This is a genomic window from Myxococcus sp. CA033, assembly GCF_013336625.1.
GTDB lineage: Bacteria > Myxococcota > Myxococcia > Myxococcales > Myxococcaceae > Myxococcus > Myxococcus llanfairpwllgwyngyllgogerychwyrndrobwllllantysiliogogogochensis.
The window spans coordinates 52,485-75,660 of sequence record NZ_JABUMU010000005.1; the positions used below are offsets into that span (position 1 = coordinate 52,485).

18 protein-coding genes are annotated in these 23,176 nt (G+C 69.4%); 12 read left to right on the forward strand and 6 right to left on the reverse strand.

The features are described 5' to 3' along the window. The first annotated feature begins 21 nt into the window (after nucleotides 1-21). The 3 genes from HUA78_RS15325 (at nucleotide 22) to HUA78_RS15335 (ending at nucleotide 4,854) form a co-directional block, all read left to right on the forward strand. Nucleotides 22-2,520, forward strand: a complete 2,499-nt coding sequence (locus tag HUA78_RS15325; protein WP_371745587.1) for an ABC transporter permease — start codon at nucleotides 22-24, stop codon at nucleotides 2,518-2,520. 76 nt (nucleotides 2,521-2,596) lie between these two features. Then, nucleotides 2,597-3,880: a radical SAM protein gene (locus HUA78_RS15330; RefSeq protein ID WP_141640304.1), complete on the forward strand. Its 1,284-nt coding sequence runs from the start codon at nucleotides 2,597-2,599 to the stop codon at nucleotides 3,878-3,880. Then, nucleotides 3,877-4,854 carry an aminotransferase class I/II-fold pyridoxal phosphate-dependent enzyme gene (locus HUA78_RS15335; RefSeq protein ID WP_174476580.1) on the forward strand — a complete coding sequence of 326 codons (978 nt, stop codon included), beginning with the start codon at nucleotides 3,877-3,879 and terminating at the stop codon, nucleotides 4,852-4,854. The genes HUA78_RS15330 and HUA78_RS15335 overlap by 4 nt, the downstream gene beginning before the upstream one ends. 57 nt (nucleotides 4,855-4,911) lie before the next feature. Here HUA78_RS15335 and HUA78_RS15340 read toward each other — a convergent pair whose 3' ends face one another. Then, nucleotides 4,912-5,550 (reverse strand): TetR/AcrR family transcriptional regulator, encoded by a 639-nt coding sequence (locus HUA78_RS15340; RefSeq protein WP_174463896.1) that lies wholly within the window; start codon nucleotides 5,548-5,550, stop codon nucleotides 4,912-4,914. An 85-nt stretch (nucleotides 5,551-5,635) separates the two neighbouring features. Here HUA78_RS15340 and HUA78_RS15345 point away from each other — a divergent pair, with 85 nt between their 5' ends. Next, nucleotides 5,636-6,415 carry an acyl-CoA desaturase gene (locus tag HUA78_RS15345; RefSeq protein ID WP_174456280.1) on the forward strand — a complete coding sequence of 260 codons (780 nt, stop codon included), beginning with the start codon at nucleotides 5,636-5,638 and terminating at the stop codon, nucleotides 6,413-6,415. A gap of 132 nt (nucleotides 6,416-6,547) precedes the next feature. Here the strand turns inward: HUA78_RS15345 and HUA78_RS15350 are convergent, their stop codons facing one another. Both HUA78_RS15350 and HUA78_RS15355 read right to left on the reverse strand, forming a co-directional pair. Beyond that, complete coding sequence (locus tag HUA78_RS15350; protein ID WP_174476581.1) at nucleotides 6,548-8,611, reverse strand: hypothetical protein; 2,064 nt, start codon at nucleotides 8,609-8,611, stop codon at nucleotides 6,548-6,550. 349 nt (nucleotides 8,612-8,960) lie between these two features. After that, nucleotides 8,961-9,974, reverse strand: coding sequence for an MBL fold metallo-hydrolase (locus HUA78_RS15355; RefSeq protein ID WP_174464732.1), 1,014 nt, complete (start codon nucleotides 9,972-9,974; stop codon nucleotides 8,961-8,963). 131 nt (nucleotides 9,975-10,105) lie between these two features. On the opposite strand from HUA78_RS15355, the gene HUA78_RS15360 reads away from it, so the two are divergent. Further along, a complete protein-coding gene (locus tag HUA78_RS15360; RefSeq protein ID WP_174464733.1) occupies nucleotides 10,106-11,029 on the forward strand; it encodes a LysR family transcriptional regulator in 924 nt (307 codons plus the stop codon). Nucleotides 11,030-11,047: 18 nt separating this feature from the next. Here HUA78_RS15360 and HUA78_RS15365 read toward each other — a convergent pair whose 3' ends face one another. Then, complete coding sequence (locus tag HUA78_RS15365; protein WP_254614796.1) at nucleotides 11,048-12,115, reverse strand: hypothetical protein; 1,068 nt, start codon at nucleotides 12,113-12,115, stop codon at nucleotides 11,048-11,050. 308 nt (nucleotides 12,116-12,423) lie between these two features. Between HUA78_RS15365 and HUA78_RS15370 the strand changes: the two genes are divergently transcribed. After that, nucleotides 12,424-12,996: a DUF1801 domain-containing protein gene (locus HUA78_RS15370; protein WP_174464734.1), complete on the forward strand. Its 573-nt coding sequence runs from the start codon at nucleotides 12,424-12,426 to the stop codon at nucleotides 12,994-12,996. A 111-nt stretch (nucleotides 12,997-13,107) separates the two neighbouring features. Here HUA78_RS15370 and HUA78_RS15375 read toward each other — a convergent pair whose 3' ends face one another. Beyond that, nucleotides 13,108-14,049 (reverse strand): DUF808 domain-containing protein, encoded by a 942-nt coding sequence (locus HUA78_RS15375; RefSeq protein WP_141640311.1) that lies wholly within the window; start codon nucleotides 14,047-14,049, stop codon nucleotides 13,108-13,110. Nucleotides 14,050-14,228: 179 nt separating this feature from the next. Here HUA78_RS15375 and HUA78_RS15380 point away from each other — a divergent pair, with 179 nt between their 5' ends. After that, nucleotides 14,229-15,062, forward strand: coding sequence for a TrmB family transcriptional regulator (locus HUA78_RS15380; RefSeq protein ID WP_174464735.1), 834 nt, complete (start codon nucleotides 14,229-14,231; stop codon nucleotides 15,060-15,062). Next, on the forward strand, nucleotides 15,059-16,888 hold the full coding sequence (locus HUA78_RS15385) for a retropepsin-like aspartic protease (RefSeq protein ID WP_174476582.1): 1,830 nt from the start codon (nucleotides 15,059-15,061) through the stop codon (nucleotides 16,886-16,888). Before HUA78_RS15380 ends, HUA78_RS15385 begins: the two co-directional genes overlap by 4 nt. Here HUA78_RS15385 and HUA78_RS15390 read toward each other — a convergent pair. Further along, complete coding sequence (locus HUA78_RS15390; protein WP_141640314.1) at nucleotides 16,885-17,280, reverse strand: heme-binding protein; 396 nt, start codon at nucleotides 17,278-17,280, stop codon at nucleotides 16,885-16,887. The two genes, HUA78_RS15385 and HUA78_RS15390, sit on opposite strands and share 4 nt — an antisense overlap. Before the next feature lie 237 nt (nucleotides 17,281-17,517). Here HUA78_RS15390 and HUA78_RS15395 point away from each other — a divergent pair, with 237 nt between their 5' ends. The 4 genes from HUA78_RS15395 to HUA78_RS15410 all read left to right on the forward strand — a co-directional run bounded on the left by HUA78_RS15395 (nucleotide 17,518) and on the right by HUA78_RS15410 (nucleotide 22,305). Beyond that, nucleotides 17,518-18,522, forward strand: a complete 1,005-nt coding sequence (locus HUA78_RS15395; RefSeq protein ID WP_174476583.1) for a serine/threonine-protein kinase — start codon at nucleotides 17,518-17,520, stop codon at nucleotides 18,520-18,522. A gap of 61 nt (nucleotides 18,523-18,583) precedes the next feature. Then, on the forward strand, nucleotides 18,584-19,924 hold the full coding sequence (locus HUA78_RS15400; RefSeq protein ID WP_174476584.1) for a sigma 54-interacting transcriptional regulator: 1,341 nt from the start codon (nucleotides 18,584-18,586) through the stop codon (nucleotides 19,922-19,924). Between the two features lie 43 nt (nucleotides 19,925-19,967). Beyond that, nucleotides 19,968-21,413 (forward strand): serine/threonine-protein kinase, encoded by a 1,446-nt coding sequence (locus HUA78_RS15405; protein ID WP_217442494.1) that lies wholly within the window; start codon nucleotides 19,968-19,970, stop codon nucleotides 21,411-21,413. Nucleotides 21,414-21,417: 4 nt separating this feature from the next. Beyond that, nucleotides 21,418-22,305: a tetratricopeptide repeat protein gene (locus HUA78_RS15410; RefSeq protein WP_174463903.1), complete on the forward strand. Its 888-nt coding sequence runs from the start codon at nucleotides 21,418-21,420 to the stop codon at nucleotides 22,303-22,305. Nucleotides 22,306-23,176: the final 871 nt, after the last annotated feature.

Consider the following 23,176-nt stretch of genomic DNA (forward strand, 5'->3'; position numbering starts at 1 on the left):
GGTTTCAGTCCCCCCCACCCCGTGCGGCAATCGTTCGACGGCCAGGACGTAGCCTCCCGCGTGGACACCTTCTTTGTTGGATTGCGTCAGGCACTGCGCTCGCTGCGCCGGAGCCCCGGTTTCACGCTCAGTTGCGTCCTGATGCTGGCGGTAGGCATCGGAGCGAGCACCGCGCTCTTCAGCGTGGTGGAGGGGGTGCTGCTGCGCCCCCTGCCCTATCCAAGTCCCGAGCGCCTCGTGCACCTGTCGCAGCGGACGGCCGTCGGCCGCTCGATTCCGTTCTCGGACCCCAACTTCGAGGATGTGCGGACACAGAGCCGCACCGTCTCGGCGCTGGCCCAGGTATCGGGAGCGGCGAGCGTCGCCGTCACCGGCACGGACGAGCCGACCTTCGCCATGATGGCGCTCGCCTCGCGCGACTTCTTCCGCGCCTTCGCGGTGCAGCCCGTACAGGGCCGCCTGTTCGCCGAGGATGAGCAGCAGCAGGGAGGCGCCCCGGTGGTGGTCGTGAGCCAGACCTTCTGGAAGCGGCACCTGGGCGCACGGCCGCTGCCGCTGTCGGACACCCTCACCTTCGAGGGGCGCGCCTATACCGTGGTGGGTGTGATGCCCAAGTCCTTCGACTACCCGGTGGGCACACAGCTGTGGATTCCGCGCGAGTTGAAGGCGCCCCTGCCCAGCCGGACCGCGCACAACTGGTGGGTGGTGGGACGGCTGGCGGAGGGCGTCAACCCCCAAGCCGCGCAAGCGGAGCTCACGGGCATCGCACGGGAGCTCGAGGCGCGGTACGGCCGGGAAATCTCGATGCAAGACATCGCCATGGTGCCCCTGCACGAGAGCCTGGTGGGGAGTGCCCAGTCCACGCTCTACGTGCTGCTGGGCGCCGCGGCCTTCCTGTTGCTGGTGGCGGGAGCCAACGTCACCAACCTGCTGCTGGCCCGCGCGGCGACCCACAGGCGCGAGCTTGCCGTCCGAGTGGCGCTGGGCGCCGGGCCCGGCGCGTTGGCGCGGCGGTTCCTCACCGAGTCGCTGCTGCTGTCGCTGGCCGGCGGTGCGCTGGGCACCCTGCTCGCAGCATGGAGCGTGCGCGCACTGCTCGCGTTCGAGCCGGGCCGCCTGCCACGCGTGGACGAGGTGGAGGTGAACGCCACCGCGCTCCTCTTCGCGCTCGGGCTCTCGCTGCTCCTCGCACTGGGGCTCGGGCTGGTGACGGCGTTGCGCGCGGCGCGCCAGAACCCCTGGGCCACGCTGGTGCAGGCGGGGCGCACCCAGGCCGGAGGAGTCGGAGCGGAGCGCACGCGCCGTGCCCTCGTGGTCGGACAGCTCGCGCTCGCACTGGTGCTGCTGCTGGGCGCGGCGCTGCTCGGGCGCAGCCTGATGCGCCTGCTCTCGCTGGACCCGGGATATCGCACCGAGGACGTCGCGGTGCTCAGCCTCGTGCTCCCTCCCGTCGAGGACGAGGCGGGGTGGCGGCGCAACCTTCAACTGCAGGAGCAACTCCTCGCGCGGCTGGGCGCACTGCCCGGAGTGCGCGCGGTGGGCGCCGTGAGCAACTTCCCGCTCGAGGGGAGCCCCTCGGGCTACGGCACCTTCCTCGTGCTCAACCGTCCCGACGAGGTGAAGAGCATCGAGGACTTCGGGCGGCTGGCGCATGAGCGCGAGCGCACGGGCTCCGCCGAGTACCGCGTGGCGAGCGAGGGCTACTTCCATGCGCTCGACATTCCGCTCGTGCGCGGGCGCCACTTCGATGCACGCGACACCGCCGAGACGCAGCATGTCGCCGTCATCAGCGAGTCGCTCGCGAAGGCCCGCTGGCCCCAAGAAGACCCGCTGGGCAAGACCATCCAGTTCGGCAACATGGACGGCGACCTGCGTCCCTTCACCATCGTCGGCGTGGTGGCGGACGTGCGCGAGCGGGGGTTGGATGAGGCGCCGAAGCCCATGTTCTATGGCTGCTCCCGCCAACGGGCGCGCGCCTCCTCCCGCTTCCACCTCGCCGTGTACGGCCCGGTGGGCTCCGCGGCCCTCGTCACCTCGGTCCGGCCGGTGCTGCGTGAGCTCGCCCCCGAGCTGCCCTCGCGCCTGCACACCGTGGAGAGCCTGCTCACGGACTCACTCGCCCCCAGGCGCTTCAGCCTCCTGCTGCTGGGGGCCTTCGGTGCCGTGGCGCTGCTGCTCTCTGTCGCGGGGCTCGCGGCCGTCGTGTCCTATGCGGTGGCGCAGCGCACCCAGGAGTTCGGCATCCGCTTCGCCCTGGGAGCGACGGCGGGGGACGTCCTGAAGCTGGTGCTCCGGCAGGCGGCGCTGCTCTCGGGGCTGGGCGTGGCGCTCGGCGTGCTGGGCGCCATCGGGCTCAGTCAGGTGCTCGCGGGGCTCGTCTACGGAGTGAGCACCACCGACCCGCTCGTCTTCGCCGCGGTGGCGCTCCTCCTGCTCGGCGTGGCGCTGCTCGCAAGCTGGTTGCCGGCCCGGCGAGCCTCGCGGGTGGACCCGATGACGGCGCTGCGCTCGGAGGCCTGAACCGCGCCCCACGGGCCCTTCACACATAAGTGTACTATTGACACGAAGCCTATGGTGCTGCGAGAGTGCAGCCACCATGGACACCGCCTTCGTCGCCTTCATTCCGCTGTCGAACTGGCTGCGCGGATTTGATCGCTACCGAATGCGGTACTCGAAGGCGTCCATCGCCGAGTCGACCTTCCCCGACGCGTTCTACATGTTGAAGGAAGACGAGCCCTGGGCCCCCGGGCTCGAGAAGGCTCGGCGGCTGGTGGCGAAACTCGGTCGCGCGAAGGACCGCGTCGTCGCGTTGCGCGCGCGGCTGCCGACGTCGGGGGCGCCAGCGATGCGCCCCAATGACACCACTGGCACCGGAATCGGCTGGCGCTGGCCCGCCCCCGAAGTGCCCCTGAGCGGAGTGGCCTGGGTCGACGACGCCGGTGCGCTGCGGCCCACGCTTCATGAGGAGGTCACCGCGCAGGCCTTCCTGCTCGAAGACACGGGGCTCGCGCCCTGGGCCGACTGTCGGCCTCGCTCCTTCTCGGTGCTGCCCGTGGCGAAGGCCTGTCAGGCGAAATGCGCGTTCTGCTTCTCGAAGGCCAGTGTCTCGGACCTCGCGCGGCAGCGGAGTGTCTCGCTTGAAGAGCAACTGCACTGGGCGGACCTCGCGCGCTCACGAGGGGCGGAGCGCGCCGTCATCACCGGCGGCGGCGAGCCGACCCTGCTGGCGCCTGGCCAGTTGCGTTCGCTGGTCCGTGGCCTCGCCGAGCGATTCCCGAAGACGCTGTTGATCACCAATGGCGCGCGGCTCGACGCCGAGCAACTGCACGCCCTGCGTGACGAGGGACTCACCACGCTGGCCGTCAGCCGTCACGGCGTCACCCGCGAGGACGACGCGCGCATCATGGGCCTGTCCGTCGACTCGGGTGCGCTCGCGCGAGCCTTTGGCCTCCGCAGCCGGGCCATCTGCGTGCTTCAGCGCGGCGGAGTCGATGACGCGGCCCAGGTCCACGCGTACCTGGAGCGCAGCGCGCGCGAAGGGTTCCACGAGGTCTGCTTCAAGGAACTCTACGTCTCCAGCCTCTCCGAGAACGCCTGGGCGCCGAGCGCCGTGAATCGCTACTGCGAGGCGAACCAGGTGCCGCTCGAAGTGGTGCTCCGCGCGATGGACGCGTGGGGCTTCACGAAGGTCACCGAACTGCCGTGGGGCAGCCCGGTGTTCGAGGGAGAGGTCGCAGGGCGCGTGCTGCGCGTCGCGGCCTACACGGAGCCCTCGGTCGGTTGGGAGCGAACACATCGGTTGGTGCGCTCGTGGAACCTCATGAGTGATGGAACCTGCCTGGCCTCGCTGGAAGACCCGGCCTCGGAGCTGCGCCGATGAAACACGACGCCTTTCTCTCCCTGGCTGACGCGTGGCGTGGCAAGCGCCCCGAGCTCGTCGACCTGGCGGAGCTCAATGTCTATCGCAGCCTCGCGCCGGCCTTCGCCGCCATCGCTCCGTCGACGCATCCCGAGGCTCCGTATCGGTGTCACCTCGCCGAACGCTTTCTCGCGCACCTCGAACTCGACGCGGAACTCAAGTCCAGGACCCAGGTCAGTCACGGCGTGCGCCGCTCCCTGCGAGCGCTGTTCGGTTGGCTCGCGTCACGCAACGCCCGCGTCGCGGTTCCCGCCGACGTGTATCCGGTCTACCTCCAGCTCGCTGGGGAAGCAGGCGTCGAGGTCGTTCCATTCTCCGCGCAGGAGGGGCTGCCCGAACTCGAGGCCCGCGACGCGCTGCTCCTGTGCGAGCCGCTCAAGCCCTGGGGACGAACCCCACGGAGCGAAGAGACCGAGCGCGTGGAGCGCTGGGTCCGCGCCGAGCCGGGAAAGCGGGTGCTCATCATCGACTCCGCGTACGCGACCCCTCCCACCCCGTGGACACTCCGGCTGCTGCGAGAGGAGCTCGCGTTCGTCCTCGTCTCGCTCTCGAAGAGCTGGCTCATCCCCGACCACGTGGGGTTGTGCATCACGCCTTCGCGGTGGCACCAGGACGCGCGCGCCGTCTTCGCGCCGCTGCCGAAAGACGAACAGAAGCTGCGCATCGGCTACGCGGCCCTCACGGAGCACGCGTCCCGTCCTCGCCAGGTCGGCGCGCTGCTGGCCGAGCGAGCCCGCGCCCTGGACGCGTTCACCGCCACCCGGCCCGAGCTCCGGGCCTCACCGTGCGTGGGCTACTTCGCCACCTCCCAGTGCTCCTTCGATGAACTCCTGGAGCAAGGGGTCCTCGGAGTGCCCGCCTCGGTCTTCGGCGGCCCCGCGCAGGTGACCATTCTTTCGAGCCTGCCCGCCGCCGTGAGACCTTCGGCGTCCTGAGCGGGCGGGCGACTCCCAACGGAATCGCCAGACGGAAACCCGCGCGACGCGGCGCACTCAGCCCTTGGCCTTGCCCTTGGTCCGGAGGCCACTGGCCGAGGGGTCGCGCGGCAGGTGCCGCAGGCCCATCCAGCCCAGCGCCGACACGTGCCGCACTACGTGCTCCAGGGGGATGGGACGGCCCTCCGCCGCCCACCACACCCCCACCTGCGTCACCATGCCGACGAGCGCGTTGGCGTACACCGGGGCGACCTTGGGGTTGAAGCCCGCTCGGCTGAACTCCGCCTGGAAGATGTCTCCCACCCGCTGCGCCAGGTCGTCGATGACGCGCGTGAGGCCGCGCCGGGCGCTGGACGTGGGCGAGTCGCGCGTGAGGACGGCGAAGCCCGCCGGCTCCTCCTTCGCGTAGGTGAGGAAGACCAGCACCGCGGCCTCGAAGCGCTCGCGGGCGCTGCCCTGGGCGATGGCATCCGACATGCCCTGCACCAGCCCGTCCATCTCCCGCTCCACGATGGCCGCGTAGAGGCCCTCCTTCGCCCCGAAGTGCTCGTAGACGATGGGCTTGGAGACGCCGGCCTTCGCCGCCACCTCCTCGATGGACGTCGCCTCGTAGCCGCGCGAGGCGAAGAGCTCGCGGCCCACCTCCAGCAACTGGGCGCGCCGCTGCGGGCCCGTCAAACGCTGTTTCTTGGCCACCTTGACCTCTGGGCTACCCGAGCGTAGGTTACTTCAACGTAACTTACCGGTGAGTAGGCTACCTGCCGGTTTTCAGGAGACCTCCGTGTACCTCATCCTCTGCGGCCTCGTCTTCACTGGCGCCTACCTGCTCAACATCCTCACCATCTCCGTGGGCTATCACCGCGCGCTCGCGCACAAGGCGGTGCGGCTGCACCCGGCGCTGCGGCGTCTGCTCGTGGTGGGCGGCAACTGGTTCACCGGGCTGGACCCCAAGGCGTGGGTGGTGATGCACCGGCTGCACCACGAGCACTCGGACACGCCGCTCGACCCGCACTCCCCCGTGAATGTGGGGCTGCTGGGCATCGCGAACGAGCAACTGCGCAACTACAAGCGCATCATCGTGGGGCTCATGCGAGAGAAGCCCGAGTACACGAAGTACGCGAAGGACCTCGACTTCCCGCTCAACGCCCTCAACCGCAAGAACCTCTGGTGGCTGCCCTATGCGCTGCACGCGGGCGTGGGGCTGGCGCTGGCGCTGAGCGTGGGCTGGGTGCTGGGCGCGGCGTACTTCCTCGGGATGATGAGCCACCCGGTGCAGGGCGGCATCGTCAACGCGCTGGGGCACGCGGTGGGCGGGCGCAACTTCGACACCCGGGACAACTCGCGCAACAACCACCTGGCCGCCTGGCTCATCCTGGGCGAGGGCTTCCAGAACAACCACCACGCCTACCCGGGCTCGGCGTCCTTCTCGCACCACCGCCACGAGGTGGACCTGGGCTTCGTGGCCTGCCTCGCGCTCGAGCGGCTGGGGCTTCTCACCATCGACCGCGCCTACCTCATCCCCAGGCCCGAGCAGCTCGACACGGCGCGGGCACGGGCGTAATCGCCCTGCCCCGCCCGTGCTCGCCAACACGACGAGCACGGGCCGTTGGAGAGCGACCTGCGCCTCCCGCCGCGACGGGCCTCGGCGGAAGTCGAGGTCGTCGAAGCAGGCGGCCCGAGGACGACTCCGGGGCTACAGCGTCTTGAGGTACTCGATGAGCGCCAGGCGCTCCGGGTCCGTGAGGACGGCGTTGAACTCATGTCCGCCGTTGTCCTGGCCGAACGCGTGGGTGTTGTAGATTTTCCGGTCCTCGAGCTGCTGCCGTGTGCGCGTCGGTGGGAAGAGGATGTTCCATGAAGCGCTCAGGTTGCTGAAGAGCACGGCCATGATTTCCTGCGCGAGGGGCGTGCGGAACTCGTCACCCGGGTCGCAGTTGATGTACGGCGATACCGCCGGATTCCAGGGCGTGCGCCACTGGCAGGCGATGCTGTCGTACTTCCAACCGAGCCGGGAGGAGTCGTAGGCGCGCTGCAGACTGGTGTCGAAGCCCATGATGACGAGCGGCTGGTCCCAGCGCGGTGGGGCGGAGACGCGGCGCCAGATGGGCTTGCGGTCAGCGGGCTTGAGCACCTCCCAGACATTGGGAACCGAGCCGTTGTGGAAGTACGGCGCGGTGGCCCAGACCCCGTAGAGCGGCGGCGCGAGATAGCCGTGCTCGCGGTCTCCACGAAGATGGGGCTGGTTCTGCGGGCCGCAGTCCTGCGCGGTGCCGGCCGTCTGCGGATAGCCGAAGAAGTTCTTGGCGCCAGCGGACTGCACCGCGGCGTTGTTGGTGTTCACCCGGACCGGGTCGGTGCCGATGATGCGCAGCGGCGCGATGTAGCTCGCCATGCCCGCCAACGCGGGGGTCGCCAGGAACGCCGGGTCATTGACGTAACGGGGCGAGTAGGCCCCATGGCAGCTCGCACAGGACCCATTGCCTTGAGGCCGTGGCACGGCGTTGTTGCGCCCCGGAGCCCACATGTCGAGGGTGTGGAACAGCACCGCGCCCTGCTCGGCCAGCGACGTGTTGACGGGCAGCGGATAGGGCGGTGACTTGAGCGACTCCACCCAGGTGTTGAGCGCCGGGCCGTTGGCGCGCATCCAGTCCTGCCCCGCTTCGCTCACCGGCCCGCCGAGGCCGCCGAACAGGCCGAGGAACGGCGTGTAGAACACCATGTCCACGCGGGGTGCATCCATCGGGAACACGCCGTCGATGAACTTCACCGGCCGGTGCCCCATGTTCCACCAGGCGGGCGTATCCATTCCGGCGGTCGAACCGGAATTGATGAGGCCAATCACCTCCGAGGGCGTCAGCGGCTCCTCGTCCGGGAACAGGAAGGCGAGGTTGATGTCGCTGGCGTTGTTGGTGCCCCGGGTGCGGTTGAGGTTCAGGAACGTGGCCAGCGACGCCGGATACCCCAGGGGCAAGAGGTCGCTCAGGAACAGGTCCAGGTCCGCCAGGCTGCTGCCGCCGCCCATCAACACCCCAAGGCCCGGGCCGTCCGAAGGAGTGCCCACCACGCCGCTGTGGCAGGCGTGACAGGTGACTCCCATGCGTCCGCTCCAGCTCCCGTCCGGGTTGCGCAGCTGCGTGAGCATCTGCGGCAGCTGGCCGCTTCCTCCGTTGGTGCGATTGGGCAGCTGCAAGGGCAGCGGATAGGGATTGCGCTCGGTGCTCAGCCCCGACCCGTAGCGCTGGGCCACCAGGGCATCGAAGTTGTCGGGACGAAATGGAAAGCCCCAGACACGCCACAGCTCGTTGTACTGCGCCGCGGAGAAGGTGGCGATGCCGAAGCCCGCCTCGGGGCGAGTGGCGTCGGTGCCGGTGAACAGCGCACCCACGCCTGGATGGCCGTTCGTCAGCAGCCCCTCCCCGCGACTGAAGCGTCCACGCAGCTCGCCGCAAGTCCTGGCCGCGCCCTCCTCCTGCACCGCCTCTGGATTGACATGACAGTTCTTCCAGAAGGCATTGAAGTGCACCGCCCGGCCGTTGCTGACGCCGGGCTGCACCAGGGTTCGTGGGTCCACCGGAAGGACGGCACCGTCCGGCTTGCCATAACAGAAGTCCCACTGCGCCGAGCCGCCTCGGCTGCTGCCCAGCAAATCACTGGCGACGGAGACACCGGGCATCGCCAGTGTCCCCATGGCCAGCAACACTCGAATGAATGGAACAGCGGTACTGCGCGCTGCGAACGCCTTCCTGACTGCGCTCATGGGTCCCTCCTCCTTCGCTGCGTGTTCCCACTTCCCGGTCGGCGGGGGCGGACGTCCGCGGGGAGGAGAATCGTCGAGCGCAGCTCGGAGTTCGTCCGCCAGGCCATGGTCAACGTGCAGCCGTTGCGCGCCTCCGGAGGGTGGAGTTCGACAGTGGCGGCCTGCGCGGCAACCGACGACCGGCTGCGTTGACAGGCCATGAGAGCGATTCGTGAGAGGGATGATGGGCCGCTATTGGCACAACGTCAATAGTGGCCCCCTGGACTTGTCCGGAACCCGGTCGCCACGGCCTGCGGAGGTGTCCCCTCCCCAGACAACCTGCACACCAGTGAACAGAGCCGGGAGCGAATCACTCCGCGAGGACCTTCGCTTCCGGCCACCGCTGGCCTGAGCTGTAATTGGCCGGAATCCACCGGTAGCTCCTCCCCTCCGCGCCCAGGCGGCCCAGTCCAGGGAAGGGCATGTGCGAAAGGCCGAGCAGGTCGCCGCGCTGCGCCGCCTCAGCGAATGTGCGCGCTCGCTGGGCCGCGGCCGCACGGTCATCCACGTCGTAGGCGACCGTCACCGACGGCTCGCGCAGTTGCACCGAACCGAAGTGCATCAGGTCGCCAAACAGGACCAGCCGCTGCCTCCGGCTCTCGATGATGTAGCTGCTGTGCCCCGGCGTGTGTCCCGCGGTGGGCATGCCCCGGATGCCCGGGACGATGGAGTCCCCGCCTCCGAACGTCTTCAGCTTCCCCGCGACCCGGTAGGGCTCCACCATCGCCCGCGCCTCCTCGAAGTACTTCGGGTCCACCTGTCCCCGCGCCTTCTCACGCCCCAGCCAGAAGTCCGCTTCGCGCGCGTGGACCTGGAGGATGGCGTTGGGGAACGCCCGGCGCGTGCCAGACATGAGGCCGCCGGAGTGGTCGGAATGGATGTGCGTGAGCAGCACCACGTCAATCTGCTCGGGCTGGTAGCCCGCGGCCTGGAGGCTCTGCTGGAGTTGGCCTCCCACGCCGGGGCCGAAGAAGCCACCCACGCCCGTATCCACGAGCACCAGCGCCGTGCCGGTGTTGATGAGGAACGCGTTGATGGACAGCTCGACGGGGTCCTCGAGGTGGTCGCGCGCGAGCAGGTCCTTCACCCGCTCCGGCGTCGTGTGCGTCGCCACGTCGCGCACCGTCTGGGGGACGGTTCCGTCGGACAGCGCGGTGACCTCGAAGTCTCCGAGCATCATCCGGTAGAAGCCAGGTGCCTGCGTTCGCACCTGGGGCGCGGCCGCGTGGGCAGCGGCCGGAAGCAGTGAAGCCGTGGCCATCACCAGCAAGGCCAGGGCGCGTGAGACAGCGAGAAAGACACCGCGAGGAAGAGGTCTTGTCATGGGTGACGAAGTAGCGCCCGACCTCGCCTCGGATAAACGGGCGCGCGTCACACACACTGTTTCACCCCAGAAACAATCAGGAGCCCGCGGCCCTCGGGCTGAACGCGATATGCCGTCAGCGGAGGTGGAAGATGGACAGGTTCACGGCGATGGAGGCGTTCGTCCGCGTGGTGGAGAGCGGCACCTTCACCAAGGCGGCGGACGCGCTGGGCCGCCCGAAGACAGCGGTGACCCGGCTCATCCAACAACTGGAGGCGCAGTTGCGCGTGAAGCTGCTGCACCGCACCACGCGCCGCGTGACTGTCACGCCGGAGGGCATGACCTACTACCACCAGGCCTTGCGCCTGCTCGGGGAGGTGCGGGAGCTCGAAGCCACGCTATCCCAGTCACGGCGCGGCCCCCGGGGACGCCTACGCGTGGAGTCGAGCGGAACCATTTCCCGGCTGCTGCTCGTCCCCGCGCTGCCGTCGTTCTACGCGCGCTACCCGCAGATGCACATCGAACTGGGGGTGAGCGACCGCGTCGTGGACCTGCTCGCGGACAATGTCGACTGCGCCATTCGCGGAGGGGGCGTGAAGGATGAGTCCCTGGTGGCGCGACACCTGGGAGACCTCTGCTATTGGCTGTGCGCGTCCCCCAGATATGTGGAGCGTCACGGTGCGCCAGGCCACCCGCGAGAGCTGGCGGGCCCGACGCACGCGGTGGTCAGCTACTTCTCGTCGCTGAGTGGCAAGGAGCTCCCCTTCGTCTTCCTCCGCGACGGGGAGCGGCTGGAGGTCCAGGGCCGCAGCCTGCTCACACTCAACGAAACCAACGCGTACCTGGCCGCCGGACTGGCCGGCCTCGGCATCATGTTCGCGCCCCGCTTCGTGGTGGAGCCGTACGTCGCCACCGGGGAGCTGGTGCAGGTGCTGGAGGATTGGCGGCCCGAAGCCCGGCCCCTGTTCCTGGTCTACCCACCCGCACGCCCGCGGGGCGCCGGCCCGCGGGTCTTCATCGAATGGACGATGGAGCTGTTCGCGAGCCGGCCGGACCTGTGGCGCCATGAAGGGTAGCCGTCCGCGAGCGCGTCGCTACTCGAAGACGGAGAGCTGTCCCAGCGAGCGAAGCTCTCCCGTCGTATCCCTCGGGGTGGCTCGCACGCGGACGTGCGACACGGACGTCGTGCCCGTGAGGTCCACTTCCATGAAGAGCCGCACGCCAGCGCCGCCGAGCAGGTTGGCCAGGGGCAGCCACTGGGTGCCGTCGGCGCTGCCCTCCAGCAACAGCTCGGTCATGGTGCCGGACACCTCGAAGTTGCGCAGCACGGCCTTGCGCGGAACCACGGGCCGCGAGAGCTGCACGGCGACCTCCCGGACTCCCTGCTGGAAGAGCACGAGCCCGCTGAGGTCGCCGTTGGTGATGCGGCAGGGCGTCTCCGCGTTCAGGTAGGTACACGCCGCGCCACGGCTCACCGGGACGAGCGCGCGGCGAGGCAGCGCCACGAAGTTGCTGGAGTAGGAGAGGCCGACCGTCACGCCCCCCGCATTCGCCTCGCGCTCGACGCTGATGGAGGCCTTGAGTCCTTGGACGTCCTCGAGGACGGAGTCGCTCAGGTGGACCGGCGAGGTGACCTTGGGGACCTGCCAGGCCGCCCTGAGGGAGGTGGTGTGAACGGAGAGCACGTGGTCGTCGTCCCCTGCGCCGTGGGTGGCGGACAGGGGCCGGAAGCCCACACCCACGCCCTGCGCTTCCCCGGTGGCCGTCAGCGTGCCGGTCCACTCCTGGAGGGTGGGCAGCGCCACCCCTGACTGCTGGATGAGGAAGAAGGCCGAGAGGCTCCTTCCCTGGGACTGCTCGGGCGAGCGGGCGACGAAGCAGCGCGCGATGCTCCCGTTGCGGGTGTCCGCGCCCAGCAGGTCGAGTTCGAAGGTGCCATCAGCCCGGGTCTTCACCGACTTCCAGCTCGACGTGAAGCCCGCGAACGCGCACGAGGAGTTCTCGCTGCGGTAGAGCTTCAACAGCGCTTCCGGGAGCGGTGCGCCGGCCTCGTCGATGAATCGCCCACTCAGGGCGATCTCCTGGTCCGCATCCACCTTGCTCTCGGTACAGCCTCCCAGCATCACCAGCACACCCAGGGACAACGTGCGCGTCCATCGCATGAGAACCTCCTTCACTTGTGAGCCGCGCTGTCAGTGCAAGACTGGTGCACGGCCCGGCTCCCTCTGAGGACGCGAGCCCGGGCCTGTCCTTTCCGGACAAGGCCGTCGTGGCGCGACCCTTACGCGGGTGCCACCGCCACTTCGCAGTGCCCTCGAACCCGCCACGGCGACGGGCGTCAGGGTGGCTCGGGAACTCCAGCCGCTTCGAGGGGCCCGACAAGAAAAGCAGGGGTGTGTCGATCTCCCAGTGGGTCATTCGTCGCCAGGGTGAAGCAGCGAACCGAACCCAATAGGGAGGGCACCACCCGATGGCTACCGCGAAGAAGTCCGCGCCCCGAAAGGCGGCGATGAAGAACTCCACCTCGAAGACCGCCACGTCGAAGAAGAACGAAGCGCCCAAGAAGGTCGCGCCCCCGAAGAAGGCCCCCACGGCGCGGAAGTCCTCGTCGAAGGACAGGTCCGAGCGCCCCGTACCGAAGCTCGCGCCGGCGCAGGTCACCCCCCAGACGTCATCGGCGCAGGGGTCGGCGGTGGACGCCTTTGTCGCCAGGATGGAGGGCTGGCAGCAGGACCTCGTGCGCCCGCTCGCGGCGCTCATCGCGAAGGAGGCGCCCGGCGCATCGGCCTACATCAAGTGGGGACACCCCGTGTGGGACCATGCGGGCCCCTTCGCGCTGGTGAAGGCGGCCAAGGCGCATGTCACCCTCGGGTTCTGGCGTGGCGGGCAGATGCGCGATGCGGACGGCATCCTGGAGGGTGACAGCGACGGGATGCGGTACGTGAGAATCCAGTCGGGCCAGCGGCTCCCGGCTTCGCTCGCGGCGCTGGTGCACGAGGCCGTGGCGCTCAACCAGAAGCACGGCGACCCGCTGAAGCGCTGAGCGCTGGAATGACGGTCCATCCAGTCGCCTCGACAGCTCCCTCCTGGGCACCTTCAAGAGGCGCTGGCCAGGAGGGAGGAATCGAGGCGGGGGTCCCGCGCTCGCTCCGCGCTACTTCTTCGCGGCCTTCCCCTTCATCACCTTCTTGCCCAGGACGACGAGCAGGACCAGCACGGCTCCGGCGCCCAGACCCACCGCGGCATTGAGCAGCATGGGGGCGAGCCCCCCCAGGAGGCGGCCCACACCCGGCACGGTGGTGACCCAATCGGTGAAGGACGTCTCCGCGTGGTGCAGGAGGGAGACGCCGTGCACGAGGATGCCGCCGCCCACCAGGAACATGGCCGCCGTCCCCGCCACGGAGAGGAACTTCATCAACCACGGCGCGGCGCGGAGGATGCCCGCGCCCAGGCTGCGCTGGAAGGCCCCGGACTGGCGGCTGAGATACAGCCCCGCGTCGTCCAGCTTCACGATGCCCGCCACGAGCCCGTACACGCCCACGGTCATGATGAGGGCGATGCCCACCAGGACCGAGACGCGGGTGGCGAAGCTCACCGTCGCCACGGTGCCCAGCGTGATGGCGATGATTTCCGCGGAGAGGATGAAGTCGGTGCGCACCGCGCCCTTGATCTTGTCCTTCTCCAGCGCTACCAGGTCCACGCTCGGGTTCACCAGTGCCTCGCGCAGCTCGGCGCGGTGCGCGGTGTCCTCCTCCTCGCTGTGGAGGAACTTGTGCGCGAGCTTCTCGAAGCCCTCGAAGCAGAGGAAGGCGCCGCCCACCATCAGCAGGGGCGTCACCAGCCAGGGCGCCAGCGCGCTGATGGCCAGCGCCGCGGGGACCAGGATGGCCTTGTTGACCAGCGAGCCCTTCGCCACCGCCCACACCACCGGCAGCTCGCGGTCCGCGTTCACGCCCGTCACCTGCTGAGCGTTGAGCGCCAGGTCGTCTCCGAGCACACCCGCCGTCTTCTTCGCCGCCACCTTCGTCAGGATGGAGACGTCATCCAGGATGGTCGCGATATCGTCGATGAGCGCAATCAGACTGCTGCCTGCCATGGAGTTCTTTCGGGCTGGAGGGTGAAAAGTCGCTGTGCGGTCAGCGCGGATTAGCACAGGGCGGCGCTCGGGGCACGGCCTCGGACGGTCGCCTGCCCCCTGGCGCCCTCCGGAGGTCGGGGCACCGGCTCACGGCGCTTCGGCTTGACTATTATTATTCGCGAGTAATAACAGCGTCCATGAACGCGGATGAAGGGCTCGTGGCCCTTGGCTTCACCGAGGTCGAGGCGCGGGTGTATTGCGAGCTGCTCAAGGGAGCGCCCGCCACCGGGTACCGGCTCGCGCAGGCGCTGGGGAAGGCGCCTCCGAGCATCTACCAGGCGCTCGCCTCGCTCGAACACAAGGGGGCCGTGCTCGTCGAAGAAGGCGAGCCCCGCTCCTTCCGGCCCGTGCCTCCGGACGAGGTGCTCGCGGCGCTCCAGCGGGGCTTCGAGACGCGCAGCCGCGAGGCCGCGAACGCGCTGCGCAAGCTCCACGCCCCGGTGCAGGACGACCGCATCTACCACCTCAAGAGCACCGCGCAGGTGATGGAGCGCGCACGGACGATGATTGCCGGCGCCACCGAGCGGCTGCTCTTCGACCTCTTCCCTCCCCCCTTCGCGTCCCTCACCCAGGCGCTCACCGAAGCGAGCTCCCGGCGCGTGGCCATCGCGGGGCTCGTCTACGACGAGACTCCCAAGGTGCCCTTCGACTGCGTGCGCTCGTCCGAGGCGGACTTCGTGCGGGAGCGCTGGCCGGGCGCGCAGCTCACGCTCGTGGTCGATGCCCGCGAGTTCCTGGTGGCGCTGCTCACTCCGGATGGCACCGGCGTCAAGCAGGCCATCTGGAGCGACAGCGGCTATCTCTCCTGCCTGCAGCACAGCGGGCTGTCCGCGGAGGTCCGGCTGAACGCGCCCCAGTCCGCGCGCGCACGACTGGCGCGGTCCTTCTCCCTCATTGCCTCGAGCCCGCCTGGCCTGCGCCAGCTCGTGGGCCAGGCCTCTTCCACTTCCAAGCGCGGAGACACTCCATGAGATTCCTCCTCCCGGGCCTGATGGCCCTGACCCTCGTGCTCACTCCCGCCGCATCCAGGGCGGACGCGCTGCGGTCGCTCGTCGACAAGCACCTCGCATGGCGTGGCGGGGACGCCTTCACGCGACTGGAGAGCATCCACGCCCAGGGGAAGACGGCGACGGGCGGGCTCCAGGGCCCGATGGAGTCCTGGCGCCATCGGGACGGACGCGTCCGCATGAACGCGGATTATGGCGTGGTGCGCGAAGCGATGGCCGTCACCCCCAAGGGCGGCTGGAAGGTGAACACCAGCGGCCAGGTCGAAGACGCGTCACCCACCGACGCGCGCGATGCGCTGCACCGGGTGGCGCTCGACTTCGGAACGGCGCTGCGGGGCGGTGCCGGAGCGAAAATCGCCCTGCAACCCGACGCGCAGCGCGACGGCCGCACCTGGAAGGTGGTGCGCGTCACGTTCGGCGACGAAGACCTCTATGACCTGTTCCTCGATGACGCCGACGGGGCCCTCCACGGCGTGCTCATCCGCGAGGACAACGTCACCCGCTTCGTGCGGCTGGGAGACTGGCGTCAGGTGCAGGGCGTGCGCATGCCCTTCCTGGAGGAGGAGCTCACCGACAACCCGGACTCCGACTCGCGGACGGTGGTGGAGACGCTGGAGCTGAACGTGCCCATTCCGCCCGCCGTCCTCGAACGGCCCGAGGACGTGCGCAAGGCGACCTTCGCGAACGGCCGACACAGCACGGGCTTCATCCCCTTCGAGTTCTTCAACGAGAACCGCGTCTACATTCCGGCCCAGGTGAACGGCCGCGCGACGCAGGTGCTGCTGGACAGCGGCGCGGAGATGACGGTGGTCGACACGGCGTATGCCCGCGAGCTGGGGCTGAAGACGCAGGGGCAGCTCGCGGCGGTCGGCAGCGGCGGACAGGCGCAGGCCCAGTTCGCCGGCGGCGTGGACATCACCGTGGGCAACCTGCGACTGACGGGGCTGACCGTCGCCGTCATCGACCTGGCGGAGGTCGCGCGGCATCTCGGTCACTCGCTTCCCGTCATCCTGGGCAAGGAGGCCTTCAACCAGCTCGTCGTGGACGTGGACTTCCCCAACCGGCGCGTCGCCTTCCACGAGCCGCGAAGCTTCAAGGCTCCGCCGCGAGCGGTGCGCATCCCCCTGGTCGAGTCCGCGGGCGGGCAGCGCGCGGTCCAGCTCTCCATCGAGGACCGGCCCGCCATCGAGGTGCTGTTCGACGTGGGCAATGGAGGGGCGCTCTCGCTCTTCCCCTCATACTGGCAGCAGGCGGGGCTGCTCACGGGACGGCGCAGCTCCAAGACGCTGTCCGGCGCGGTGGGCGGCATGCGGGAGCGAGACGTGGCGACGCTGAAGCACATCCAGTTCGCGGGCGTCACCCTGAAGAACGTGCCCACGGTGTTCGACGACGCGGGCAAGAGCATGTCCGCCTCGGACCGGGTCATGGGCAACGTGGGGCTCGACGTCCTCGGACGCTTCCGGATGATCACCGACTATTCGACCGACACGCTCATGCTGGTCCCCGACGCCCGCGCGCTGCGGCAGCCGTTCCGCAAGGACCGGTCCGGACTGATTGCCCTCCCCTCGGAGGGTCGGCTCGTGGTGAAGCTGGTCGCCCCCGGGAGCCCCGCCGCGGCCGCGGGCTGGAAGCCCGGCGAGGAAATCGTCGCCATCGATGGACAGGCCATCGGGCCCGACTACTCCAGCACGCAGCTGTCGCGCTGGCGGTATCGCGCCGCGGGCCAGACGGTGGTGCTCACGATGAAGGACGGCGGCAAGCGCAAGCTCACCCTGGGCGACTATTTCTAGAAGGCGGACGCGCCCGCGGTGGCGACGGCATGGTCCTGGTCGCCGGAGCCACCGCTGACGCCGACGGCGCCCACGACCTTGCCGTTCTTCTTCAGCGGGACACCGCCCGCGAAAATCATCACCTTGCCGTCGTTGGACGCGTGGATGCCATAGAACGGGCCCCCCGGCTGGGAGTGCTTCGCCAGCTCCTGCGTGGTGATGTCGAAGGCCCGCGAGGTGAAGGCCTTCTTGATGGAGATGTCCACGCTGCCCAGCCACGCCCCATCCATGCGCACATGCGCGACCAGATTGCCGCCTTCGTCGGCGACGGCGATGTTCATGGGTTGACCCAGCTCCTGGGCCTTCTTCTCGGCTGCGGCGATGATGCGACGAGCGTCTTCCAGACGGACCATGGGGAACTCCTGTGCCCCCGTCTCCAATGGAAGACAAGGCCGCGCTCGCGCACGCTCGTGGGAGTGTTCTGGACGCAATGAGGGTGGACGGAAGTTGTTCCGCCAGGCGACGAAAGTGGGAGTCCGCGAATCCCCCGGGTATGCTGCGGGCGTGGCAAAGCCTGGAGAGCAACGGGACATGTGTGGGACGAGCCTCCCGGACCGCCGGCGCCCGCGTTCAAAGGAAGGTCCGGTGCCATGACGCTCGCGGCTGAGTTGGGGATGCTCGGCCGGTACCGGCTGCGCTCGCGGCTGGCGAGTGGAGGGATGGCGGAGCTGTTCCTCGCGGTGCTCCCCGGGGCCGAGGGCTTCGAGAAGCCCGTGGTCATCAAGCGCATGTTGCCGAGACTCGCCGCGCAGGAGACCTACCGGCAGATGTTCGCTCAGGAGGCCCGGCTCATGGCCACCTTCGGGCACGCCCATGTCGTCTCCGCGCTGGACTTCGGCGTGGAGCAGGACAGCCCATACCTGGTGCTGGAGTACGTGGATGGCGTGGACCTGGGGCGCGTTCTGGGCGCGAGGCGCACGTTGCCGCCGCCGCTGGTGCGCTATGTGGGACTGAGCCTGCTGCATGCGTTGGAGCACGTGCATGGCTTGCGAGACGCGCGGGGCGAGCTGCTCGGCATCGTCCATCGGGACATCAGCCCGGCCAACGTGCTGCTCGGCCGCACCGGGGATGTGAAGCTGACGGACTTCGGTATCGCCAAGGGGCTGCGGACGCCCTCGCACACCGCGCCGGGCAGCACGCGAGGCAGGCTCCGCTACATGTCCCCCGAGCAGGTCCAGGGAGGGCCGCTGGATGGCCGCGCGGACCTCTTCTCGCTCGCGGTGCTCCTCTACGAGGCGGTGGTGGGCCAGGGTCCGTTCTCCGCCACCAATGACGCGCAGCTGCTGCTCGCCGTGCGCGACGCGCGGCTGGCACCCACCGAGGACCTGCGGCGCACGGCCGGCCCCGCCCTGGCGGACGTGCTGCTTCGAGCCCTGCGACGTCACCCCTCGGAGCGCTATGCCACCGCGGGAGAGATGGCGCGGGCGCTGGCGGCCGTGGACGGCACGGGGGAGAGCGAGCAGCCCTGGCGCGTGGCGGAGGTGGTGGCGGACACGCTCACCTCGGAGGGCACGGCGCCCGCCGCCTCTCGGGGGGCCGGAAACCGCGGTCCGTTCTCGGCGGCCCTGCTCGAGCTGCGCGAGGACGATTCATGAAGCGGCGGGTCCATCGGGCGTCGGACAGGCTCCGCGCCATGACGAGGGGATGAGCGCGAGCATGTCAGAGCATACCGAGGTCATCTCCCTTCAGGACACGCCAGGTGGGCTGTCTGTCCGGCGAGTGCGACTCCAGGTCTCCACGGGCCCGGACACGAACATCGAGGTGTCCTCTTCCTCGGAGAGGCTCACCATCGGCAGCGCGCCCGGAAACGCTTTGGTGCTGAGCGACCCCACCGTGTCCCGCTTCCACGCCGAGCTCGAGAGGAAGCCTGGGGGCTACCGGTTGCGCGACCTGGAGAGCACCAACGGCACGCGGGTGGACCACGTCCGGGTGACGGACGCCTTCGTGGTGGATGGCTCCACGCTGGCCTTCGGCAACACCACGGTGCGCTTCACGTGGGTGGCCGAGCAGGACGTGGTGCCGCTCCACTCCGAGCCGCACTTTGGCAAGCTGGTCGGCGAGGGCGCGGTGATGCGGGCCTTGTTCGCGCGGCTCGCGCGGCTGGCCGTCACGGATGCCACCGTGCTCATCGAAGGAGAGAGCGGCACGGGAAAGGAGCTCGTGGCGGAGGCGCTCCATCAACGGAGCCCCCGCGCCTCCGGCCCCTTCGTGGTGGTGGACTGCGGCTCCATTCCGCCGGAACTGGTGGAGAGCGAGCTGTTCGGCCATGAGAAGGGCTCCTTCACCGGCGCCACCCACGAGCGGCGAGGGGCCTTCGAGGCCGCCCATGGAGGGACGCTCTTCCTCGACGAGATTGGCGAGCTTCCGCTGGCGGTGCAGCCCAGGCTGCTGCGCGCCCTGGAGCGCCGGCAGGTCAAGCGCGTGGGCGCGGATGCCTTCCGGCCCGTGGACGTGCGCTTCGTGGCCGCCACCCATCGGGACCTGCGCGCGGGAGTCAACCGGGGGGAGTTCCGGGAGGACCTCTACTTCCGCCTCGCGGTGGGCATGGTGAGCGTGCCCCCGCTGCGGGCCCACCTGGAGGACCTCTCGCTGCTGCTCCGACATCTGTGGGAGGAGACCTTCCGCTCGCTCGGGCTGCCGCCGCGCCCGTACACGCCCCCGGGCGCGGAGACGCTTCGCCAGCTCATGTCGCTTCCCTGGCGAGGCAATGTGCGCGAGCTGCGCAACTTCGTGGAGCGCAGCGTGGCCATGTCCGGAGCGCTGGACGCGGCGTTCGTCCAGGGCACTCCCACGCCGGGCTCCGTGCCGAGCCTTCCCTCGGTGCGCGTGGATCTTTCGTACAAGGATGCAAAGGAAGCCTGGCTGGACCACTTCGAGGAGACCTACCTGCGCCAGCGTTTGAACTCCGCGGGCGGCAATGTGAGTCAGATGGCGCGCGAAGCCGAGGTGGACCGGGCCCACGTCATCAAGCTCTTGCGCAAACACGCTGTGCGCTGAGGCACATGCCAGGAATGTCCGCGTGCTAACCTCTCGCCCCACGATGCCGCGGTGCTCGAGGTGCCAGAGCGAGTATGCAGAGGGAGTTGTCTACTGCGCCCAGGATGGCGAGGCATTGCTGCCCATGGTGCTCGAGGGGCGCTACCGGCTCCTGTCTCTCCTGGGCGAAGGGGCCATGGGAGTGGTCTACCTGGCCGAGCACATGGGGCTGGGCAAGCGCGTGGCGGTGAAGGTGCTGCGGGGTGAGCTGTCGCGCGATGCGACCTTCTGTCGTCGCTTCGAGCTGGAAGCCATTGCCGCCAGCCAGATTGGCCACGAGAACATCGTCGACGTGACGGACCTGGGGCGCACCGCCCACGGCGAGCTGTTCTACGTGATGGAGTTGTTGGACGGCCAGAGCCTGGGCACGCTGCTGCGGCGTGAGCGCGTCCTGCCGCTGGCGCGGGCCGTTCCCATTCTCGTGCAGGTGTGCCGGGCGCTGGAGGCGGCGCATGCGCGCGGAATCATCCACCGCGATGTGAAGTCGCAGAACGTGATGCTGGTGTCGCGCGGGGGGAGGCCGGACTTCGTCAAGGTGGTGGACTTCGGCATCTCCAAGATGAACCACCTGGAGGGCGAGAAGCTCACGCAGACGGGCGCCATCCTCGGCACCGCGGACTACATGGCCCCCGAGCAGGTGTCGGGCGGCGCGGTGGACGCGAACGCGGACGTCTACGCGGTGGGCGCGCTCACCTACAAGCTGCTCACCGGCACGCCGCCCTTCCATGGGGAGAACTCCTTCGCCACCATGCTTCAGCACCTGGAAGCGACGGTGGAGCCCCCCGGCCAGCGGCGCCCGGAGCTGGGCCTGCCCGCCGAACTGGATGCGCTGGTGGTGCGGGCGCTCGCCAAGGAGCCCCATGCGCGTCCCTCCATGGCGCGATTCCGCGAGGAGTTGGAGGCGCTCGCCTCGGGGCACCTGCCGGGTGGGTTGGTGACGGCACGGGCCACGACGCCCTTTCCCACTCCCATCGCCAGGTCGGCACCGGTCTCCGCGAGCCCGGCGGTGACGCCCCCTCGCGCCTCGCCCTCGAAGCGAGGCATGCGGTGGGGGGTGGCGGGTGGAGCGCTGACCTTGCTCATCGTCCTTGCCGGTCTGCTCTCTCAACGTGAGCCTCCGGCGACAGCCCAGGTGGCCGCGTCCCCTGCCCCCGTGCGGGCTCCGACTCCAGCGCCCCGGCTTCGTGTGTCCATCGTCTCCGAGCCCCCGGGCGCCACGGTGAGCGCGAAGGGACAGGTCCTCGGGACGACGCCGCTGGAGCTGGACCGTTCGGATGACGGAGGACCGTGGGTTCTCTCGCTCGCGGGGCATGCTCCGGCCTCCGTGGAATACCTGCCGTCAAGCGGGCGGGTGGAAGTGACTTTGACGAAGCTGCCTGCGCCGCGTGCCCCGAAACCGCCCGCCTCCGAGTTGAAGAAGGTGCGGGAGCTCAAGCCCAACCCCTTTTGAGACGATGATGATCCGTCCCCCTCGAGCCACGTCTCCCCTCCTCCTCGCGCTGGTGCTCACCCTGACGGGCACGACGGCGGTCGCAGCCAACGCCGCCGCTCGGACCGAGGCGCGGCGCGCCTTCGAGCGAGGAACCCGCCTCTACGATCAGGCCCGCTACGCAGAGGCAGCGACCGCCTTCGAGCAGGCGTATCGCCAGGTGCCCAACGGCGTGGTCCTCTACAACCTGGGCCAGTGTTACGAGAAGCTCGGTGAGCTGGACAAGGCGCTGACCTCCTATCGCGAGTACCTGCGGCTCGTGCCCAAGGCGAAGGACCGCCAGGGCGTCCAGAACCGCATCACCAACCTGGAGACCCGGCTCGAGGCGGCGCGTCGGCCTCGGGTGACGGTGGACAGCGAGCCCTCGGGAGCCCAGGTGCTCCTGAATGGTCAGGCCCGCGGGCAGACCCCGTGGAGCGAGCCGGTGGAGGTGGGCGCGCATGAGCTGGAGCTGACCCTTCCGGACCACCTGTCCCTGAAGCGAAGCCTGGAAGTGCGCGTGGGCGAGCCCATCCAGCTTCGACTGGTGCTCGCGCCAACGCCGGTGATGGCCGCCGACCCCGTGCCCGACATCGTGCCCGTCGTGACGGAGGAAGCTCCTTCGCGAGGACGGACCTGGACCTGGGTGGCCGCCGGGGCCACGGGGGCCGCGACGGTGGGGGCGGTGCTGCTCGGGAGCATCGCGCGCGCCGATGCCCGGGAGCTGACCACCCGTCCGCACGACGGGGCCGACGTCCGGCGGCTGCGAGACTCGGCGCAAGGCAAGTCACGCGCGGCGAACATCCTCTATGGTGTGGCGGGCGTGGCCGCGGCCACGAGCGTCACCCTCTTCTTCATCGAAGGGAGCTTCTGACATGCGCGCGACCTGGATGCTGCTGGGTGTGTTGTGGCTGGGCTGCTCCGTGACGCTCACGCCGGTGCCCTGTCAGGACGACCTCCACTGCCTCGAATCGCAGCACTGCGGGGCAGAGGCAGTGTGCGTGGAGGGCGCGCGGACAGCGCAGATGCTCGGGGAGTCCTGCCTCGCGGCGATACAGAGCATCGCGGTCCACGCGAGCGAGTGCCTCGGCGGGTCCGTGGAGGACTTTGAGCGGATGTTGGGCCCGACAGACGTGTGCAAGTCGGTCGAGGCGAGCGTGGCGGCGGGGCGACAGGTGTTCCGGCCCGAGAAGTTTGGCGCCTGCGTGCGCGCCCTTCGGACGAGGTCTTGTGGGGAGGTGAACCCCGAGGGGCTGCGTAACGACGAGGGGAAGCGGAACCTTGAGGCATTCGCGCAGGGAACGTTGCTGGAGGGATGCCAGGCATTCGAGCCCCAAGTGACCGCGGGAGGCTCGTGTGCCAACACCGCAGACTGCCAGGGCGGGTGGTGCAGAATCACGGAGGCGTGTCCCGGCGTGTGCCAGGCGTTCATCCCCCTCAGCGGGGCGTGTACGGGCCTGGACCGGTGTCAGAAGGGCTCATCCTGCTTGGGAGGAATCTGTGTCAGCGACGTGGGGCTGGACCAACGCTGCGGCGCGGTGGCGCGGTGCTCGCCGGACTCGGAAACACAGTGCGAGAATGGCCTGTGTATCAAGCGCAGGGAGGCGGGCCCGTGCGAGAACGACGAGCAGTGCGCACTGCGATTTAAATGCGTGAAGACCGTACCGATCCAGGGCGACCGCTCGCCGAAGGAGTGCAGGGCCGCGAAGGCACCGAATGAGGCCTGTGAGCCTGGCGCAGGGGAC

Coding starts and splice junctions, on each gene's coding strand:
- HUA78_RS15330 (WP_141640304.1), top strand. CDS start 2,597: ATGGACACCGCCTTCGTCGCCTTCATTCCGCTGTCGAACTGGCTGCGC.
- HUA78_RS15335 (WP_174476580.1), top strand. CDS start 3,877: ATGAAACACGACGCCTTTCTCTCCCTGGCTGACGCGTGGCGTGGCAAG.
- HUA78_RS15350 (WP_174476581.1), bottom strand. CDS start 8,611: ATGAGCGCAGTCAGGAAGGCGTTCGCAGCGCGCAGTACCGCTGTTCCA.
- HUA78_RS15355 (WP_174464732.1), bottom strand. CDS start 9,974: ATGACAAGACCTCTTCCTCGCGGTGTCTTTCTCGCTGTCTCACGCGCC.
- HUA78_RS15360 (WP_174464733.1), top strand. CDS start 10,106: ATGGACAGGTTCACGGCGATGGAGGCGTTCGTCCGCGTGGTGGAGAGC.
- HUA78_RS15365 (WP_254614796.1), bottom strand. CDS start 12,115: ATGCGATGGACGCGCACGTTGTCCCTGGGTGTGCTGGTGATGCTGGGA.
- HUA78_RS15370 (WP_174464734.1), top strand. CDS start 12,424: ATGGCTACCGCGAAGAAGTCCGCGCCCCGAAAGGCGGCGATGAAGAAC.
- HUA78_RS15375 (WP_141640311.1), bottom strand. CDS start 14,049: ATGGCAGGCAGCAGTCTGATTGCGCTCATCGACGATATCGCGACCATC.
- HUA78_RS15380 (WP_174464735.1), top strand. CDS start 14,229: ATGAACGCGGATGAAGGGCTCGTGGCCCTTGGCTTCACCGAGGTCGAG.
- HUA78_RS15385 (WP_174476582.1), top strand. CDS start 15,059: ATGAGATTCCTCCTCCCGGGCCTGATGGCCCTGACCCTCGTGCTCACT.
- HUA78_RS15390 (WP_141640314.1), bottom strand. CDS start 17,280: ATGGTCCGTCTGGAAGACGCTCGTCGCATCATCGCCGCAGCCGAGAAG.
- HUA78_RS15395 (WP_174476583.1), top strand. CDS start 17,518: ATGACGCTCGCGGCTGAGTTGGGGATGCTCGGCCGGTACCGGCTGCGC.
- HUA78_RS15400 (WP_174476584.1), top strand. CDS start 18,584: ATGTCAGAGCATACCGAGGTCATCTCCCTTCAGGACACGCCAGGTGGG.
- HUA78_RS15405 (WP_217442494.1), top strand. CDS start 19,968: ATGCCGCGGTGCTCGAGGTGCCAGAGCGAGTATGCAGAGGGAGTTGTC.
- HUA78_RS15410 (WP_174463903.1), top strand. CDS start 21,418: ATGATGATCCGTCCCCCTCGAGCCACGTCTCCCCTCCTCCTCGCGCTG.